Source organism: Sphingomonas sp. SDUR79 (assembly GCF_056821745.1).
Map to the genome: position 1 here is coordinate 2,877,004 of NZ_JBPDIN010000001.1, position 13,332 is coordinate 2,890,335.

At 64.5% G+C, this 13,332-nt stretch carries 14 protein-coding genes and 1 tRNA gene; 9 read left to right on the forward strand and 6 right to left on the reverse strand.

The window, feature by feature from the left end; all coding sequences use genetic code 11:
• The first annotated feature begins 177 nt into the window (after positions 1 to 177).
• Entirely contained in the window at positions 178 to 2,466 is a 2,289-nt protein-coding gene (locus tag ACRYLO_RS14115) for a penicillin acylase family protein (RefSeq protein WP_482660742.1), read from the forward strand.
• A gap of 10 nt (positions 2,467 to 2,476) precedes the next feature.
• On the opposite strand, the gene ACRYLO_RS14120 is transcribed toward ACRYLO_RS14115, so the two are convergent.
• Positions 2,477 to 3,157 carry a L,D-transpeptidase family protein gene (locus ACRYLO_RS14120; RefSeq protein WP_482660743.1) on the reverse strand — a complete coding sequence of 227 codons (681 nt, stop codon included), beginning with the start codon at positions 3,155 to 3,157 and terminating at the stop codon, positions 2,477 to 2,479.
• Between the two features lie 225 nt (positions 3,158 to 3,382).
• Between ACRYLO_RS14120 and ACRYLO_RS14125 the strand changes: the two genes are divergently transcribed.
• Positions 3,383 to 5,185 carry an aminopeptidase P family protein gene (locus tag ACRYLO_RS14125; RefSeq protein WP_482660744.1) on the forward strand — a complete coding sequence of 601 codons (1,803 nt, stop codon included), beginning with the start codon at positions 3,383 to 3,385 and terminating at the stop codon, positions 5,183 to 5,185.
• On the opposite strand, the gene ACRYLO_RS14130 is transcribed toward ACRYLO_RS14125, so the two are convergent.
• The gene (locus tag ACRYLO_RS14130; protein ID WP_482660745.1) at positions 5,169 to 5,300 is read right to left on the reverse strand and encodes a hypothetical protein; all 132 of its coding nucleotides are present in this window, start codon (positions 5,298 to 5,300) and stop codon (positions 5,169 to 5,171) included. The genes ACRYLO_RS14125 and ACRYLO_RS14130 overlap by 17 nt on opposite strands.
• Positions 5,301 to 5,400: 100 nt before the next feature.
• Between ACRYLO_RS14130 and ACRYLO_RS14135 the strand changes: the two genes are divergently transcribed.
• The 5 genes from ACRYLO_RS14135 (at position 5,401) to ACRYLO_RS14155 (ending at position 6,970) form a co-directional block, all read left to right on the forward strand.
• A tRNA-Thr gene (locus tag ACRYLO_RS14135) sits at positions 5,401 to 5,475 on the forward strand.
• Positions 5,476 to 5,580: 105 nt separating this feature from the next.
• A complete protein-coding gene (locus ACRYLO_RS14140) occupies positions 5,581 to 5,850 on the forward strand; it encodes a hypothetical protein (protein ID WP_482660746.1) in 270 nt (89 codons plus the stop codon).
• Positions 5,851 to 5,943: 93 nt separating this feature from the next.
• Positions 5,944 to 6,162, forward strand: a complete 219-nt coding sequence (locus ACRYLO_RS14145) for a DUF2061 domain-containing protein (RefSeq protein ID WP_482660747.1) — start codon at positions 5,944 to 5,946, stop codon at positions 6,160 to 6,162.
• Between the two features lie 60 nt (positions 6,163 to 6,222).
• A complete protein-coding gene (locus ACRYLO_RS14150) occupies positions 6,223 to 6,759 on the forward strand; it encodes a PepSY domain-containing protein (protein WP_482660748.1) in 537 nt (178 codons plus the stop codon).
• Positions 6,760 to 6,841: 82 nt separating this feature from the next.
• Entirely contained in the window at positions 6,842 to 6,970 is a 129-nt protein-coding gene (locus ACRYLO_RS14155) for a hypothetical protein (protein ID WP_482660749.1), read from the forward strand.
• Positions 6,971 to 6,982: 12 nt separating this feature from the next.
• Here ACRYLO_RS14155 and ACRYLO_RS14160 read toward each other — a convergent pair whose 3' ends face one another.
• Complete coding sequence (locus ACRYLO_RS14160) at positions 6,983 to 7,621, reverse strand: SOS response-associated peptidase family protein (protein ID WP_482660750.1); 639 nt, start codon at positions 7,619 to 7,621, stop codon at positions 6,983 to 6,985.
• Positions 7,622 to 7,630: 9 nt separating this feature from the next.
• Positions 7,631 to 7,981 carry a helix-turn-helix domain-containing protein gene (locus tag ACRYLO_RS14165; protein WP_482660751.1) on the reverse strand — a complete coding sequence of 117 codons (351 nt, stop codon included), beginning with the start codon at positions 7,979 to 7,981 and terminating at the stop codon, positions 7,631 to 7,633.
• Between the two features lie 111 nt (positions 7,982 to 8,092).
• Here ACRYLO_RS14165 and ACRYLO_RS14170 point away from each other — a divergent pair, with 111 nt between their 5' ends.
• Positions 8,093 to 8,839, forward strand: a complete 747-nt coding sequence (locus ACRYLO_RS14170) for a glucose 1-dehydrogenase (protein WP_482660752.1) — start codon at positions 8,093 to 8,095, stop codon at positions 8,837 to 8,839.
• Positions 8,840 to 9,129: 290 nt separating this feature from the next.
• Here the strand turns inward: ACRYLO_RS14170 and ACRYLO_RS14175 are convergent, their stop codons facing one another.
• Entirely contained in the window at positions 9,130 to 9,438 is a 309-nt protein-coding gene (locus tag ACRYLO_RS14175) for a LysR family transcriptional regulator (RefSeq protein ID WP_482660753.1), read from the reverse strand.
• A 333-nt stretch (positions 9,439 to 9,771) separates the two neighbouring features.
• On the opposite strand from ACRYLO_RS14175, the gene ACRYLO_RS14180 reads away from it, so the two are divergent.
• Positions 9,772 to 11,343 (forward strand): P-loop ATPase, Sll1717 family, encoded by a 1,572-nt coding sequence (locus ACRYLO_RS14180; protein ID WP_482660754.1) that lies wholly within the window; start codon positions 9,772 to 9,774, stop codon positions 11,341 to 11,343.
• Positions 11,344 to 11,440: 97 nt separating this feature from the next.
• Here ACRYLO_RS14180 and thiC read toward each other — a convergent pair whose 3' ends face one another.
• Positions 11,441 to 13,315, reverse strand: coding sequence for a phosphomethylpyrimidine synthase ThiC (thiC, locus tag ACRYLO_RS14185; RefSeq protein WP_482661749.1), 1,875 nt, complete (start codon positions 13,313 to 13,315; stop codon positions 11,441 to 11,443).
• Between the last annotated feature and the right edge of the window lie 17 nt (positions 13,316 to 13,332).

Consider the following 13,332-nt stretch of genomic DNA (forward strand, 5'->3'; position numbering starts at 1 on the left):
ACGGAAGCGGCGCTAGGGTTGCAGCAAGTTCGAGTGCCGAACCGCCTTTATCCTCCCCCCGCAAGGGGGAGGTGTCAGCGCAAGCTGACGGAGGGGGGGGGAAGCACGACGGTGGAGAGGGCACAGCCGTCCTCCCCCTCCGTCGCCACCTCCCCCCGGCGGGGGAGGATAGAAGAAGTGGACTGCGCGATGGGAGTGGATCGGATGGGCAAGGCGATGCTGTTGGCGGCTGCGGGCGGTGCGCTGGCATGGGGCGGTGCGGCGGAGGCTCAGCGCTACGAAGCGACGATCACCCGGACCCAGCATGGCGTGCCGCATATCGTCGCAAAGGACTGGCGCGGGGCGGGCTATGGCGTGGGCTATGCCTATGCGCAGGATAATCTGTGCATGATCGCGGAGGAGTTCGCGACGGTGGCGGGCGAGCGCTCGCTGCATTTCGGGGCGAAGGGCAGCGCGACGCTCGGCTTCCAGAGCGTCGACAATCTGTCGTCGGACCTGTTCTTTCGCTCAGCGATCGACCTGCCCGCCCTGCGGCGCGGGGCGAGCGCGCAGGGGGCGGCGGCGCTGGCGCTGACTGCGGGCTGGGTCGCGGGCTATAATCGCTATTTGAAGGATCTGGGGCCGGACAAGGTGCCCGCCGAGTGTCGCGGCAAGGCGTGGGTGCGGTCGATCACGGCGGACGACATGCTGCGGCTGAACGAGAAGCAGATGCTGCTCGCCAGCTCGCTCAACTTTGCCCCGGCCATCGCCAATGCGGTGCCGCCGGGGGGCGAGCCGGCGGCGAAGGTGAGCATGGTGCTCCCCGATCCGGCGAAGTTCGAGGTGGCCAGCAATGGGTGGGCGTTCGGCGGCGATGTCACCGCCAATGGCAAGGGGATGGTGATCGGCAACCCGCATTTCCCCTGGGCCGGCCCGAGCCGCTTCTGGCAGATGCATGTCACGATCCCGGGCAAGATGGACACGGCGGGGGTCGGGATTGCGGGGTCGCCCTTCCCTACGTTGGGCTTCAACAGGGACATCGCCTGGACGCATACGGTGACGGCGGCGCGGCACTTTACGCTGTACCAGCTGACGCTCGATCCCAATGACCCGACCGCCTATCTGGTCGACGGCAAATCGGAAAAGATGGTCGCCAAGCAGATCAGCGTGCCGATGCCCGATGGCGCGGCACCGGTGACGCGGACGCTGTATTCGACCCGTTTCGGCCCGGTGATCGTGATCCCACAGGCGATGGCGACGTGGAGCAAGACGACCGCCTTCACGATGCGCGACGCCAATGCGGGGAACCAGCGCGGAATCGGTACCTGGGTGCGGATCGCGACGGCGAAGAGCGTCGGCGAGGTGCGCGCTGCGGTGAGCGAGACGCTGGGTATTCCCTGGGTCAACACCATCGTCGCCGACCGGCACGGCGACGCGCTGCACGCCGATGTGACCGCCGTGCCGAACGTGTCGGCCGAGAAGGCCAAGGCGTGCGCGACGCCGCTGTCCCCGGTAGTGGCCCGCACCGCAATCCTGCTCGACGGGTCCACGGCCGCCTGTGCGTGGGATGTGGTTGCAGGCGTTGCGGTGCCGGGACTGATGCCCGCCGGCGATCAGGCGGTGCAGCAACGGCGCGATTATGTGGCCAACATGAATGACAGCTATTGGCTGAGCAATGCCGACCATCCGCACCGCGTGCTCTCGCCAATGCTGGGCGAGGCGGAGAAGCAGGTTTCCCTGCGCACCCGTTCGGGCTTTATCGAGACCCGCGCGCTGATCGCGGGCGGCAAGGTCGATCACGAACGCGCCAAGGCGATGACCTTTGCCAACAAGAGCCATGCCGGCGAACTGGCGTTGAAGCCGCTGCTCGCTTTGTGTGCGGGCAAGGCCGAGGTGGCAGAGGCGTGCGCGGCGCTGGGCAAATGGGACGGGCGGTTCGAGCTCGACAGCAGGGGGGCGTGGTTGTTCGACCGGTTCTGGGCAAAGGTCGCGCGTCTGCCCGGCATCTGGGCGGTGCCGTTCGACGCGAAGGATCCGATCTACACGCCGCGCGATCTGGTCACCAGCGGTGAGGTGGGCGACAAGCTGATCGCGGCGCTAAAGGCCGCGGCGGCGGAAGTGACCAAGGCGGGGATCGCGCTCGATGCGCGCTGGGGCGATGTCGCCTTTGCCCGGCGGATCACCGACCGCATCCCGATCCATGGCGGCGACGGCGCGCTGGGCGTGCTCAACGTGCAGATGATGGTGCCGGCCCCGGGCGGAGTCACGCCGCGTCACGGGTCGAGCTATGTTCAGGTGGTCGGGTTCGACGACGCGGGACCGGTTGCCGACACGATCCTGTCCTACTCGCAGTCGCCCGACCCGCAATCGCCCTGGTATGGCGATCAGACGCGGATGTATTCTGCCAAGCAGTGGGTGCGGTTTCCGTTCTCCCCGGCGCAGATCGCGGCGGCGAAGGTTGGAGAGGCGGTGCGAATCGCGGAGTGACCGCGGCGCGTCACTCCGGCGTCACCACGCCGCCTATGCCGAGCCGCTTGCCGCGGGTGATGATCACCTTGTCGCCGAGCTTGGCCTGCGCGAACACCAGCTTGGCGAATGCGGTGGGCACGCCGATGCAGCCATGCGTGGCGCGCCCCTCCTCGACCTCTGACCCGTGGATCGCGACGCCGTCCCAGGTTAGGCGCATCATATACGGCATCGGTGCGCCGTAGAGGTTCGAGATGTGGTGGACCTTTTTCTGCTTGATCGTGTGCACGCCGAGCGGGGTCGGCTTTTCGTCCATGCCGTAGAGGATCGCGGTCGCGCCGATCTCGTACCCGTCGCGGAATACCGACATGGTCTGTGCCTCGAGATCGACGGTGATCACCAGCGCGCCGTCGGCGGGGACGCCGTCTGTGTTCCAGTAATAGGTGCCGAAGCTGATCGGGCCGGGGATGTCGAGGATGCGCTTGACCGTCATCGCCTCCAGCGCGGGCGCGGCGGGCGGGAGGGCGGCGGCGGGCAGTGCCGGGGCCGGAGCGATGGCCGGTGCGACAAGCGGCTTCGGTGCCGGAGCAGCCTTGACCGGAGCGGCGCTGCGGGCCGGTTCGGGCGCGGGGATCAGCGCAGCCGCCGCCATCGCACCGACGCCGAGCGCCGCCACGATTGCCGTCCGCACCATCCATCCGCCTGCGCGCATCAATCTCCTCCAGTTCATCAACGCCAGATCGTGCATTGGCGTGCGCCTGACCACCCCCCGATTTGGCCGCGTGTCGGGATGGGACAGGGAGGCGTGGCGTTAACCTGACCCTCTCACCCCCTTTTCAACCCGCCCCGCTTGCGCCACCAGAGCGGCTTAACGGCGCGGCGTTGGATCCCCATATGGAGGGCAACGCCGCGCCCAAGCAGTTCGAGGACCGTTGCCATGTCGACCTATGCCGCCCGCCTTCAGGCCCTGCGCGACCAGCTCAACCGCGATCAACTCGATGGGTTCGTCGTGCCGCTGACCGACGAGCATATGAGCGAATATGTCGGCGGCTATGCGCAGCGGCTGGCGTGGCTGACCGGGTTTCAGGGGAGCGCGGGGAGCGCTGTGGTGCTTCCCGCAGCCGCCGCAATCTTCACCGACGGGCGCTATACGATTCAGGTGCGCCAGCAGGTCGACGGGGCGCATTGGGAGTATGTGCCTGTCCCGCAGGTCAGCATCGCCGACTGGCTGCGCGACCATGCGCCGCAGGGCGGGCGGATCGGCTATGATCCCTGGCTGCACACGCGCGGCTGGGTCGAAGAGGCGCGCAAGGCGCTGGCCGAGAAGGGTGCCGAGCTGGTGGCGGTGAGCCGAAATCCGATCGACGCGGTATGGGACGACCAGCCGGCGCCGTCCGACGCGAAGCTTACGGTGCAGGGCGAGGACGCGGCGGGGCGGACCAGCGCGAGCAAGCGCGCCGAGATCGCCGACTGGCTGGCCGAACGCAAGGCGGATGCCGTGGTGCTGTCCGCGCTCGATTCGATCGCCTGGGTGTTCAACGTGCGCGGGGCGGATGTCAGCCGCACGCCGGTTGCACTCGCCTATGCCATCGTCAACGCCGACGGCACGGCCGATCTGTTTGTGGCACGGGACAAGGTGGGTGACGATGTCGCCCAGCATCTGGGCAATGCGGTGCGCTTGCATGACCGCGCGGCCTTTGCGCCGGCGCTGGAGCGGTTTGCGGGCAAGCGGGTTGCTGCCGATCCGGCGGGTTCGGTCGCGGCGATCTTCGATGCTCTGGATAGCGGCGGCGCGACGATCCTGGCGACGCGCGATCCGGTGGTGCTGGCCAAAGCGATCAAGAACGACGCCGAGATTTCTGGGCACAAGGCGGCGCAGGCGCGCGACGGCGCGGCGCTGGCCCGCTTCCTCAAATGGGCCGAGGCGGAGATGCCCAAGGGCGGGGTGACCGAGATGTCGGCGGCTGACCGGTTGCAGGCGTTCCGCGAAGAGACGGGGGTGCTCAAGGACCTGTCCTTCGACACCATTTCCGCGACCGGCCCGAACGGTGCGATCCCGCACTACAAGGTGACCGACGAGTCGAGCCTGCCAATTGAGCACGGGCAGCTCTACCTGGTCGACTCGGGCGGGCAATATGCGGATGGCACCACCGATGTGACCCGCGTGATCCCGGTGGGCGAGCCGACGCAGGAGATGCGCGACCGCTTCACCCGCGTGCTCAAGGGACATATCGCAATCGCCACCGCGGTGTTCCCGGCGGGGACGACCGGTGGGCAGATCGATGCGTTCGCGCGCCGCCCGCTCTGGGAAGTCGGTTGCGACTATGGCCATGGCACGGGCCATGGCGTTGGCGCGTATCTGTCGGTGCATGAAGGGCCGCAGCGCATTGCCGCGCCCAACTATCCCGGTGGCGGCCCGGCCGAGCCGTTGCGCGCGGGCATGTTCCTGTCGAACGAGCCGGGTTACTATAAGGCGGGCGAATTCGGCATCCGCATCGAGAATCTGGTGCTGGTGATCGAGAAAGACATTCCCGGCGCCGAATCGGTGATGCTGGGGTTCGAGACGCTGACCTTTTGCCCGATCGAGCGCAGCCTGATCGAACCGGGCCTGCTGACCGAGGACGAGCGTCGCTGGCTCGACGCCTATCATGCGCGCGTGCTGGAGATCCTCGGCCCGCAGCTGTCGCCCGAGGAGCGGGCGTGGCTCGACGCCAAGTGCCGGCCTATCGCTGCGCGTTAGGATCGGGGGTTGGCGGGGCGGGCTGCTCCGCCGCCGCCCGCGCCTGCGCCTTGCGCTTGCGCAGATTTTCGCGAAGCGCGGCGGCGAGGCGGGCCTTTTTGTCGGCGTCGGTCATCGCGCGGCGATAAACCGGGGCGGTGCGCCTTGACAATGGGCCGCTCCCGCGCGAAAGGGCCGCCTCCCAGCGCGGAACGGACCTTCCGCCCGCGCCGAGTGCTGCCGTAGCTCAGTGGTAGAGCGCATCCTTGGTAAGGCTGAGGTCGTGAGTTCAATCCTCACCGGCAGCACCATTTTCCCCAATTCCGTCTGAAGGTAACGGGGCCGCGTCTGCGGTCCGCGTGGAACCGCTTTGCCCTCCAGTCATTGATGCGCCGCATCAACAGGAGGAAAATTCAATGAAATCCATCTTCAAGGCGGCGCTGGCCGGTACCGCGCTGGTTGCTCTGGCCGCATGCGGCGGCGCCGACGACCGCGCGGCGGACAATGTCGAGGCCAATGCCGAGGCGATGGCCGACAATCTCGAGGAACAGGCCGACATGGCTCCCAACGAGACGATGGAAGAGGCGCTCGAGCAGCAGGCCGACAATGTCGAGGAGGCTGGCGAGGCCAAGGCCGATGCGATCGACGACGCCGACGATGCGCGGATGGAAAACCGCGCGAACTGATCGAGCGGGGCGATCACTGAAGGCGTTTCTTCGCGTTTCAGATCGATTTCCCCGAACACCATATGGGCGGCATATCTTCACAGGGTGCCGCCCATGTCGCGTGATCTGACCAAGACCTTCACCTATCTGTCGATCCACCTGACGGTAGGATTCAGCGTCGCTTATGCGTTTACCGGATCGGTCACGCTGGCGGGCGGGATCGCGCTGATCGAGCCGTGCATCAATGCGGTCGCGTTTTTCTTTCACGAGCGGGCGTGGCAGCGATTCGATGCGCGGCGGCGGGCTGTCGGCACGCGGATTGCGACGGCCTGAGCTTGCATCCAACGCGCATGGCGCGCACGATGACACCGGTAACCTTCCCAGGAGAACGCGATGCGCTTCCTTGCCCTGCCCCTGATCGCGCTGGCCGCCTGTTCGCCCGGCGGCGGCAATGACGCGGCCCCGGCCAATGGCGTGCTGGCCGAGGGTCCGGAGACGGCGGTCACCAACGTCGCGGCGACCGATCTGCCCGCCGGCGTCGCCGAGCTGGCCGAGGCGACGGTGCCAGGGATGCGGATTGCCGAAGCCGAGCGCAAGGACCGCGACGGGCGGACCTATTATGATGTCGAGGGTAGCCGACCGGACGGCAGCGAGGTCGAGATCGACATGCTGGTCCAGCCCGACGGATCGTTGAAAGCCGTCGAGGTGCAGCGCGATATTGCCTGGGCGCAAGCCCCTGCCCCCGTCCGCGCCGCTGCGGCCGCGACCGCCGACGCCTTCAACCCCGAGCGGGTGATCGAGAGCCGGCAGGTCGAGGACGGCCGGATCCTGTACGAACTGTTCGCGCCGGGCAGACCCAAGGAACCGGCGATGGAGATCGCCTGGAAGGACGGCAAGGCGACGGTGCTGACGCAGCGCGCGGTGCATTGACCGGGGCGGCGAATTCGCAAGCCAGCGCGCCGCAAAGCGCCTAGGCTTTCCGGCGGGCGCTATGCCCGCGAAGGAACAGGTCATGGCCAAGAGCCAGAAGAAGTCGAACCGCGAAATCCGGAAGCCCAAGGCGGAAAAGCCCCCCAAGGGCAATGCGTCGAACCCGACGACCAAGGACAAGCCGGTCGCGATGGTGACGATCAAGGGGTGACATCGCCGCCGCCTATCGCACCCGCGCGGCGACCAGACCGCCGGCGGGAAGCGGGCGGCACAGCTTTGCGCTGGGCGTTGCGGGGTCGAGCCAGCGCGCCCAGTCGTCGGGTCGCAGCACCACCGGCTGGCGGTCATGGACCGGGGCGACATCCGGGCCCGGCGGACAGGTAAGCATCGCCCACGCTTCCCCCACCGCCGGGTCGCTGCGCCAGATTCCGGCGATGGCGAACCCCTCCGCCCCGGCCAGTGTGAAGGTCCATTTGGCCTTGAGCGGCTTGCCGGGTCGCGCCGGCGCGGGGGTGCCGAACAGGTCGGGCGCCCCGTCCTCCACCGGCGCATCGCCATATTCGTAAAAGCCGTCGACTGGGATCAGGCAGCGGCTGGCATGGGCGATCGCGCGGCCATCGGAGCGGAAATTATACACCGGTTTGCCATTGGCTGCAGGCCAGCTCCAGCGGCGGGTCACCATCTCTGCCACGCCGGGGACATCGGCCGCGGGGCGGATGATTTCCACCCGGTCGGTGATGCGAAAGCCGTCGAGCGGAGCGAAATTGGGCCGCCCCTCCGGAAAGCGCAGCGTCACATGCTGGGTCGGCCAGCTCGCGATCAGCTTGGCGAGTTCGCGCTTGCGATAGGCTTCGTTGCACATCGATGGAGGCTAGCGCGAGGCTGGGCGCGACGCTTCCCCAGCCCCGGCATAGGCGCCCATGATCGCCTTCAGCAGACCGGGGAAACGCCCGTCGATCTCCTGGCAGCGGGCATAGTTGCGCATTTCGACGCCGTGCCGTTCGGAGCGGATCAGTCCGGCTTCGCGCAATATGCGGAAATGCTGGGACAGCGAGGATTTGGGGATCACCCGCTCGCCCGTGTCGGCGAGCGTCGCGCAACCCTGCACACAGCCCAGCCCCGCGATTTCGGCATAGATGCGCGCGCGCTCCGGATCGGCGAGCGCGTGCAGGATCGCTTGGGGGCTCACGCTGTCGACGGGGGGGTGGACGAAAGGGCGCATGATAAAATTCAGATAGGCCCCCTTGCCGCAAGGTTCAACAGTTCCATATTCCCGAACTATCGTACTAACGCTGCCAAGCTGGCAGCGGGCGAAAGACAAGGAATTGCAGTCATGAGTCGTTTGCAGGGCAAGGTCGCGGTCGTCACCGGCGCGTCCAAGGGGATCGGCGCGGCGATCGCACGGGCGCTGGCCGCCGAGGGTGCGGCGGTCGTGGTCAACTATGCCAGCAGCCGCGAAGGCGCGGACGCCACCGTCGCGGCGATCGAGCGCGCCGGCGGCAAGGCGCTGGCGGTGCAGGGCGATGTCGCCGACGCAGCACAGGCCACCGCACTGATCGATGCGGCGACGCGCGAATTCGGTCGCGTCGACATCGTGGTCAACAATAGCGGCGTCTATGCCTTCAGCCCGATCGAGGACTTCGACCCGGTCGAATATCACCGCATGTTCGGGATCAACGTGCTGGGCCTGCTCAACGTGACCAAGGCGGCGGTGCCGCATCTGGGCGCGGGGGCGAGCATCATCAACATCTCGTCCAACATCACCCGCATGAAGATGCCGGGCGCGTCGCTCTATACCGCGAGCAAGGCGGCAGTGGACGCGATCACCCGCGTGCTGTCGAGCGAGCTCGGCCCGCGCCAGATCCGGGTCAACGCGATCTCGCCCGGCATGACGATGACCGAGGGCACCGACGCGGCGGGCATCGTCGAGGGATCGGACTTCGCCAACCAGATCGTCGCACAGACGCCGCTGGGCCGGGTCGGTCATGTCGACGACATCGCGGTGGCGGCGGTGTTCCTGGCGTCGGATGACGCGCGCTGGATCACCGGCGAGGTGATCGGGGTAAGCGGCGGGGCGTGACCCGCAGCGCCGTCGCGCGCGCCGCAGATCGCGGCGGCGCGGCGGCGTGTCGCTTCCGGGAACGGGGAGTTGCGCCTGACACCTTCCGGCGAAGCTGACGAAACCATGCGGGTTGCGGGGCGAGGCGACGGGATGACACCCACGAAGCGCCTGCGACGCGACAGGTACGCGACACATGCGCGACAGCCGCGCGACGGGTGCGCGCCGCGTGCCTGACAGCTTCACGACGCGATTTGAGCGCGAGACGACGGGCGCGCGATTGCTTGTCGACACGGCGCGACGACGGGGCGTCAGCGCGGCGACGGCGGCGCGGCGGGCGTGGGCTTTGGGGCGCGGGGGGCGGCGGGGTCGCGCGGGGCGAGCGGATCGGGGCCGAAGGGGTCGGCGAGCCGCGCCGCATGCAATTCGAGCGCACGGCTCCACGCATAGTCCAACGGCGTGCCGGTTAGCCGATTGCGCAGCGCATGGGCGCTGGACCGCGACATGCCCGCGGCACGCGCAGACCGCGCGATACTGCCAGTTTCGACAAGCGCGGCGAGGAAGACGCGCTGTTTGGCCGGCGTCCAATGCGCGCGGACGGGTGGGGTTTGCTGGGTCATCCGACAGGATGAAGCCGACTGCGGGCGTGTAGGACAGGGGGGCGCGGGGCGTGTTGGATGGATTTTGGGTGCGGTGTGGCGCGGGGGCATCCGTCAAACTTGAGGCATCTCGACCTCGACCCGCCAGCGGGGCGAGGGCGCGGCATCAGTTCCGAGAGCGAATGGGCGTCGACCGAGGAGGCGCTTTATTTACTGCGCTCCCCCGACATCCCGAGCGGTCGGGGGAGTACCCCCGCGACTACGTTTTGCATAAGCTTGGACTTTCCCAGTTCGTCGATCAGAGCTATAAAAGACCTGAGGAAAATATCACCCGCTAGATGTATGGGAACAGCGATGGCGATTGCGGTAGGCGACATCAAGTTCGGCGAGATTGACGCGAAGAATGAAGTTTTCGATCAAGACCGCTCGGGAACATTGGTATTCGAGAACTCTTTTCAAATCCCTCCCGGAGTTAGCTTAGACAAACTGCTGTCAGGCGCAAAATACTATATATACGGGCAGAAAGGTTGCGGAAAGACGGCCCTCCTTCTGTATCTCAAAAAGATGCTCGACGACAATGGCGCCGCAACAAAATCTATCTTGTTTAAGTCTGGGATCACAGAGCCTGAGAGGCGCAGAATCGCCGCCGGCAAAGGATTTGAATTCGTCAATACAGATAACATAACGTCTGTAGAGTACGATTACAAAATAAATTGGCTATGGTACATCTATCGTAATATTCTTAGGATGGTAAATCGAGAACAGGTTTACAAGAACTGGGAAATTATTGAATCCCTACGCAAGCTGGTAGGAATTGACGGAGAGGTTGCGACCTCCGCTCTCGCTGATCTGAATACTAATAAAATTAAAGCACACGCCAAAGCGGGATTCAAAACCGGCCCCTTTACTGCAGAAATCGGCGCAGAGGTTGAAGCCGTCGCCAAGCTGGGTAAAGATGACCTGGAAATCGACGTCATAGAAATAGTTGAAAGACACCTTCCGAATGTAGTATTTTATCCTAAAAAGCGCACCGTGCTTTTGTTCGATGAATTAGAGCTATTTTGGAACAAGCCCGATCAACGTGAGAGAGATCTATATCTTATTAGAGATTTGCTTTATTCTGTATCTCGTTTCAATCACAATATAGGATCAACAAGTGCATCTATGTGCATTGTTGCAGCGGTGCGCTCGGAGGTTTTACAGGAAGTAAATCACGTTGGCCCAGAAATTGGCCGCGACGTCGACGATTTTGGAGTGCGCGTGAATTGGAATATGCGCGTGGCTGATCGAGATCAGCCAATTTTAAAGATTGTTGAAGCAAAGGTAAATGCTTCGGAAGTCGATAGCGATCAACTTCCAACTGGAGATGTGTGGCGCGCGTATTTTCCAAATCGTGTATTTAATCGAGATTTTAGAAAGTACCTTCTTGATATCGCGATGTACAGGCCTCGCAATATCGTTAGCTTACTATCCCTTGCACAATCATATAAGCCCGAAGCTGACAGCATCACTTTTGACGCAATTGATGAGAGCCAAGCAGAATTTTCGAGGAGATCGTGGCGAGAAATCGAAGAGGAACTTCTAGGAGAATACACTCCGGACAAGGTGCGAGCAATCAAGTCTCTTCTAACTGGATTTGAGTCAGCATTCGCCATTCGTACCCTTCTAGGGAGACTTCGCGCCCTAGGATCAATAGATCGATCAGTAGCAAAGGCCATTCCTACCGAAGATGACGTGATCAGCATCGTAAAAACGCTTTACCGGGTAGGTGCGCTCGGTAACAGATATTACGTCGCAGGTCGAGACGGTAAAAAGGAACTTCGATTTGGTTGGGCTTTTAGAGATAATCACGACGCAGTCATAGATCGAGAATTCATCGTCCACGAGTCTCTTCGTAAGACATTGCAACTTTCTTTTAGAGACTAATGAGGCGCATCTCGCCCTGAATCACGCAGTAGCAACCATCATTCCGATTGCATCCTAAAATGGACTAGAAATTACTGGGGGTAGGGACGCGCGATGGTTAGTCACGCTCCCGCCCACCACTTCCCAGGTATAGCTCCCGGCCCATTTCGTCATACACCCGGCTCATCTGGGCCATGCCCTTCTCCGCTTCGGCAGCATCAACCGGCTGCGCCGCGATGAAGGCGTCCGCATCCTGATTCTGCTTCGCCGCGAAGTCGCGCACTTCCTGCGTGATCTTCATCGAGCAGAATTTGGGGCCGCACATCGAGCAGAAATGGGCGGTCTTGGCGCCTTCTGCGGGGAGCGTCTGGTCGTGATATTGTTCGGCCGTGTCGGGGTCGAGCGACAGGTTGAACTGGTCGCGCCAGCGGAATTCGAAGCGGGCGCGGCTCAGCGCGTCGTCGCGGACCTTCGCTGCGGGGTGGCCCTTGGCGAGGTCGGCGGCGTGGGCGGCTAGTTTGTAGGTCACCACGCCGACCTTTACGTCGTCGCGGTCGGGGAGGCCGAGATGCTCCTTGGGCGTGACGTAGCAGAGCATCGCGGTGCCGTACCAACCGATCATCGCGGCGCCGATGCCGCTGGTGATATGGTCGTAGCCCGGCGCGATATCGGTGGTGAGCGGCCCGAGCGTGTAGAAGGGGGCTTCGCCGCATGCCTGCAGCTGCTTGTCCATATTCTCCTTGATCTTGTGCATCGGCACATGGCCAGGGCCTTCGATCATCACCTGAACATCCTGTTCCCAGGCGCGCTTGGTCAGTTCGCCCAGCGTGTAGAGTTCGGCGAACTGCGCCTCGTCATTGGCGTCGGCGATCGAGCCGGGGCGCAGGCCGTCGCCGAGCGAATAGGCGATGTCATAGGCTTTGCAGATCTCGGTGATCTCGTCGAAATGCTCGTAGAGGAAGCTCTCGCGGTGGTGGCTGAGGCACCATTTGGCCATGATCGATCCGCCGCGGCTGACGATGCCGGTGACGCGCTTTGCGGTCAGCGGGATATAGGGCAGGCGCACGCCGGCGTGGATGGTGAAATAATCGACGCCCTGCTCCGCCTGTTCGATCAGCGTGTCGCGGAAGATTTCCCAGGTCAGCTCTTCGGCGATGCCGCCGACTTTCTCGAGCGCCTGATAGATCGGGACGGTGCCGACCGGAACGGGGCTGTTGCGCAGGATCCATTCGCGGGTGTCGTGAATGTTGCGGCCGGTGCTGAGGTCCATAATCGTGTCGGCGCCCCAGCGGATCGCCCACACCATCTTGTCGACCTCTTGCGCGACGTTCGACGCGACGGCGGAGTTGCCGATATTGGCGTTGATCTTGACCAGGAAGTTGCGGCCGATCGCCATCGGTTCGGATTCGGGGTGGTTGATGTTGTTGGGGATGATCGCGCGGCCGCGCGCGACTTCGTCCCGGACGAATTCGGGGGTGACGTAATCGGGGATTTCCGCGCCCCAGCTTTCGCCGTCGCGGACATATTCGGCGAGCATCTGGCGGCCGAGATTTTCGCGGGTGGCGACATATTCCATCTCGGGCGTGACGATGCCGCGGCGGGCATAGTGCATCTGGCTGACATTCATGCCGGGCTTGGCGCGCAGCACCTTCTTGCGGACATTGGGGAAGGGCTGGACGCCGCCGCTGCGGTCGGGGCCGAGCTGGCCGTTATCTTCCGGCTTTACCTCGCGCTGGGTCACCTCCTCGACATCGCCGCGATCGCGGATCCAGTCGCGGCGGAGCTCCTGGAGGCCGGCCATGATGTCGATGCGGGCGTTGGCGTCGGTATAGGGGCCGCTGGTGTCGTAGACGCGGACGGGCGGTTCGCCGCTCGACGGTTCGAGATGGATTTCGCGCATCGCCACCTTGCGCGGGCCGACATGGATCTTGGTGGAGCCGCGGATGGCGCCGGTGGTGACCTTCAGTTCAGGGTGCTGCGGATTGTCGGCCATGATGTTCCTCTCCAAGC

Bases quoted from the DNA above. Each gene is read 5' to 3' on its own strand.
- ACRYLO_RS14170 (WP_482660752.1), top strand. From the start codon at position 8,093: ATGAGTCGTTTGCAGGGCAAGGTCGCGGTCGTCACCGGCGCGTCCAAG.
- ACRYLO_RS14140 (WP_482660746.1), top strand. From the start codon at position 5,581: ATGAAATCCATCTTCAAGGCGGCGCTGGCCGGTACCGCGCTGGTTGCT.
- ACRYLO_RS14130 (WP_482660745.1), bottom strand. From the start codon at position 5,300: ATGACCGACGCCGACAAAAAGGCCCGCCTCGCCGCCGCGCTTCGCGAA.
- ACRYLO_RS14155 (WP_482660749.1), top strand. From the start codon at position 6,842: ATGGCCAAGAGCCAGAAGAAGTCGAACCGCGAAATCCGGAAGCCCAAG.
- ACRYLO_RS14145 (WP_482660747.1), top strand. From the start codon at position 5,944: ATGTCGCGTGATCTGACCAAGACCTTCACCTATCTGTCGATCCACCTG.
- thiC (WP_482661749.1), bottom strand. From the start codon at position 13,315: ATGGCCGACAATCCGCAGCACCCTGAACTGAAGGTCACCACCGGCGCC.
- ACRYLO_RS14125 (WP_482660744.1), top strand. From the start codon at position 3,383: ATGTCGACCTATGCCGCCCGCCTTCAGGCCCTGCGCGACCAGCTCAAC.
- ACRYLO_RS14150 (WP_482660748.1), top strand. From the start codon at position 6,223: ATGCGCTTCCTTGCCCTGCCCCTGATCGCGCTGGCCGCCTGTTCGCCC.
- ACRYLO_RS14175 (WP_482660753.1), bottom strand. From the start codon at position 9,438: ATGACCCAGCAAACCCCACCCGTCCGCGCGCATTGGACGCCGGCCAAA.
- ACRYLO_RS14120 (WP_482660743.1), bottom strand. From the start codon at position 3,157: ATGCGCGCAGGCGGATGGATGGTGCGGACGGCAATCGTGGCGGCGCTC.
- ACRYLO_RS14180 (WP_482660754.1), top strand. From the start codon at position 9,772: ATGGCGATTGCGGTAGGCGACATCAAGTTCGGCGAGATTGACGCGAAG.
- ACRYLO_RS14165 (WP_482660751.1), bottom strand. From the start codon at position 7,981: ATGCGCCCTTTCGTCCACCCCCCCGTCGACAGCGTGAGCCCCCAAGCG.
- ACRYLO_RS14160 (WP_482660750.1), bottom strand. From the start codon at position 7,621: ATGTGCAACGAAGCCTATCGCAAGCGCGAACTCGCCAAGCTGATCGCG.